Source organism: Streptomyces sp., from assembly GCF_019510245.1.
Lineage (GTDB): Bacteria > Actinomycetota > Actinomycetes > Streptomycetales > Streptomycetaceae > Streptomyces.
Window position 1 is genome coordinate 1 of record NZ_JAEKKT010000431.1, and the last position, 2988, is coordinate 2988.

General features: G+C 70.1%; 1 protein-coding gene and 2 pseudogenes. All 3 read left to right on the forward strand.

Annotated elements, in window-relative coordinates:
* The first annotated feature begins 347 nt into the window (after positions 1 to 347).
* Positions 348 to 2054: an LCP family protein gene (locus JF597_RS53450; RefSeq protein WP_294014275.1), complete on the forward strand. Its 1707-nt coding sequence runs from the start codon at positions 348 to 350 to the stop codon at positions 2052 to 2054.
* Between the two features lie 72 nt (positions 2055 to 2126).
* A pseudogene (gene tatA, locus JF597_RS53455) lies at positions 2127 to 2386 on the forward strand (Sec-independent protein translocase subunit TatA).
* A 304-nt stretch (positions 2387 to 2690) separates the two neighbouring features.
* Positions 2691 to 2988, forward strand: a pseudogene (locus tag JF597_RS53460) (serine/threonine protein kinase); the annotation flags it as partial.

A 2988-nucleotide genomic window follows, 5' to 3' on the forward strand; every position in this document is an offset into this window, starting at 1 on the left:
GTCCGCGTCATGGTCGGCCAGCTCACGGCCCGTACAGCCTCGGCCGCGGCGCGCGGTAACGTCGCAAGCAGGCCTTGATCCACCCCTGTGTCAGGTGCTGTCGGGGGTGCGGAAAGCGCCGCAGGTGAAGGCGAATGTGTCCGCGAGGTTGCCGCGTTCCCTCATGAGATCTCTCACCTGTGAAATGCGGCGGGCTCCGTGCTGGCGGGGCCAGGGGTTTGTTAGATTGCGCAACTACGCAACCCAGGCCGAGGTTCCCGCTTGGCCTGCCTGTACACCGCCGCGCTTGCCCGGCCGCCCACCCCATGGCCCGGCCTGAGAGGCTCGACCGTTTCCTGGAGTGGTAGATGAGCGACCCGTGGGACGGCCCGGGCGGTCAGGCCACGCGCAGCCGCACCGGCCGGGTGCCGGAGCAGCGGGTGGGCGAGCCCGGCGGTGCGCCTCGGCCCGGAGGCCGGGCCGCGACGCGGGCCGCGGCCCGCTCGCACGGTGGCAAGCGCTCGCGTCGCCGGGCCCGGCCGGTGCGGCGCGGCAGGCGGGTACTGAAGATCGTCGGGATGTGCATGGCGGTCCTCGTCCTGGCCACGGCCGGTGCCGGATGGTGGTTCTACCAGCACCTCAACGGCAACATCAACAGTGTGTCGCTCGACGGCAAGGGGGGTTCGGAGAAGGCTGACGCGTTCGGTCGCACCCCGATCAACATCCTGGTCATGGGCTCGGACGGCCGGACCAGCAAGGCGGACTGCAAACTGGGCGGCGGCTGCTCCCAGACCGGCGTGCAGACCGGAAACGGCAACGCGGACGTACAGATGGTGGTGCACATATCCGCCGACCGCTCCAACGCCACCGTCATGAGCATCCCCCGCGACACCATGGTCGACGTCCCGGCCTGCAAGGACACCGCGAGCGGCCAGTCCACGTCCGGCTACTACGGCCAGATCAACAGCGCCCTCCGGTACGGTCCCGCCTGCCAGGTCGCCACGATCCACCAACTCACCGGCATCCCCATCGACCACTTCGTCAAGCTCGACTTCTCCGGCGTGGTCAAGATGTCCGACGCCGTCGGGGGTGTCTCCGTGTGCGTCGACCACAACGTGTACGACACCTACTCGCACCTGAAACTCTCCATGGGCTCCCACACCCTCAAGGGAGAGGCGGCCCTGGAGTTCGTCCGCTCCCGCCACGGCTTCGGGGACGGCAGCGACCTCGGCCGCACGGTCTCCCAGCACATCTTCCTCAGCGCGATGATCCGGAAGTTCAAGAGTGCGGGCACGCTCACCGACCCCACCGCGGTCTACGCCCTCGCCGACGCCGCCACCAAGGCGCTCACCGTGGACGACGGTCTCGGCAGCGTCAAGAAGCTGATCGGGCTCGCGGCCGACGTGAACAAGGTCCCCACCAAGCGGATGACCTTCACCACGATGCAGACCGGCGCCGATCCGAACGACACCAACCGGGTCGTGGTGGGCGCGGGTGCCAAGGCCCTCTTCTCCAGCATCGCCGACGACCAGTCCCTGAGCGCCGGCTCCGGAAAGAAGTCCACGGCGGCCTCGGCGACGGCCACGGCCTCGGCGGTACCCGCCTCCGAGATCGCCGTGACCGTCGAGAACGGCACCGAGATCACCGGCCGCGCCTCCGCGATCGCGAACGCGCTCACCGGCCAGGGCTTCAGCTCCGCGACGACCACCGCCAACGCGCCGAGCCCGGCGACCACCACCACCCTCACCTACGGCACCGGGCAGAAGGCCCGGGCGCAGACGGCCGCCAAGGCGCTCGGGCTGTCCAGCGCGCACCTCGAGGAGGGCACCGGTACCGGTCTGACCCTGGTGATCGGCAGCGACTGGACGAGCGGCACCACCTTTCCGGGCGGTTCGTCCTCGCCGGCGCCCGCCGACACGAAGGCCGCGGTCTCCAACGCGCAGGCCCAGACCGCCGACCAGGCCAAGAAGTGCGCCAAGGTCAGCCCCTACAAGACGGTCTCCCTCAACGGGGTCCCGATGACACCGGAGCAGGCGTACGCGGCGGCCCCCCACAAGAAGGACTCCGACGAGTGAGGCGGCTACAGGGCCTGTGGTTGTACAGTTGCGCAAGCTGGCAACCAAGAGTACGGAGAAGGGACCTGCGGCATGCTGCGCAACGGACTGGAGCCCTGGCACCTGCTGATCGTGGCGATCATGATCATCTTGCTGTTCGGCTCGAAGAAGCTGCCCGAGGCCGCCCGCGGGCTCGGCAAGTCGATGCGCATAGCGAGGCCAAGGCGATGAAGGAGGACGGCGCCGCGCATTCCTCCGCCGCCCCGGCCGAGTCCGCCCCGCATGTCGGTCAGTCCGCGTCCGTGGAGAACAAGGCAGCGCACGGGACGGCCGAGAGCAATCCGGCCCACTGAACTCCCGTTCGCGTCCTGGGCCGCCGGTCAGCTCGGGTCCGGCAACGCTCAGGGGCAGGGCACGCGCAGCGAGTCCGCCGTGGCCGACCTGGGCGACGGACCGGGCCGACGGCCGTACAGCAGAAGCGTGTTGCGGCCGGGGAGCGGCCGGTGCCACCAAGTGGCAGCGGGTCAGAGCGCGCATGAAGCACGTCGTCGACGAACGCCCGCTGCCTGAACGGTCATTGCGAGAGCTGTCGGCCCCCGGTGTCCGTGACGCAGGCGGCGGCGATCGCTGTCGGTGGGGGCAACTAAGCTCCCGCCCATGAGTGAGGCAGACGAAGTCCCCGGCAGCCGAGTCGTCGACGGGCGCTTCGCGTTGGAAGCCCGTCTCGGCGGCGGCGGGATGGGCACCGTCTGGCGGGCCAGGGACCTGGTGCTGCACCGGATGGTCGCGGTCAAGGAGGTCCGCCCGCCCGACCGTGACCTCGCCGAGTACGACCCCGACAGCGCGCGGGTGCTGCGCGAGCGGGTGCTGCGCGAGGCGCGGGCACTGGCCCGGATCGACCATCCCAACGTCGTCACCATCCACCACATCGTCGACGGCGGCGACGGCACCTACC